The 529-nt window shown below is 59.4% G+C and carries 2 protein-coding genes; one reads left to right on the top strand and one right to left on the bottom strand.

The features are described from left to right. Positions 1-180, bottom strand: a 180-nt coding sequence (locus ACYVDE_RS25945; RefSeq protein ID WP_460504374.1) for a hypothetical protein, incomplete at its 3' end; no start/stop codon positions are given. A 170-nt stretch (positions 181-350) separates the two neighbouring features. Here ACYVDE_RS25945 and ACYVDE_RS25940 point away from each other — a divergent pair. Continuing rightward, a partial coding sequence (locus ACYVDE_RS25940) for a DUF3891 family protein (protein ID WP_460504375.1) occupies positions 351-529 on the top strand: 179 nt, incomplete at its 3' end.

The following is a 529-nucleotide window of genomic DNA, read 5'->3' as shown; positions in this document are numbered from 1 at the left end:
GCCGCCCACCACGGTGTTGCCGGCGGCATCGACGGCCACGGCATTCACGTAGGCCGCCTGACCGCTGGCGTTGCTTACGGCCTGGCTGGCCCAACGCCAGGCCGGCTGCTGCGCCCAGGCTGGTCCGGCCAGCAATATCAATAGAACCAAAGCCCGCAGGCGGAGGGTACAAAGCTTCATAAACAGAAGAAACAGGATAATGAAAATGTATTTTTTTCAAAGTTACCCCGGCCAGCAGGCTTGTGAGCAGGGTTATTTAAGCAGTAATGTATGAGTAACCGTATGCCCCTAAGTGCCCTGCTCAGCATAACGGCTTTTACCTACTCTTTCGATTTGCTTTTCTCCCTTCCATGATAGTCAACTACACCGCCGCCGGTTGGGAAATCATCTACCAGCAAGCCCACGCGTTGCTGGCTGCCCAGTTGGCCTGGCACTGGCCTCCTACCCTGCTGCCGCCCGACCGCTGGGTGGGCCTGCTGGCTGCCATTGCGCAGCACGACGACGAGCAGGCCGCCTGGCATGGGCGCGG

This window comes from Hymenobacter agri (assembly GCF_054778495.1).
Note: the sequence above shows the minus strand (reverse complement) of the source record. Positions and strands in the feature narration are given on the sequence as shown.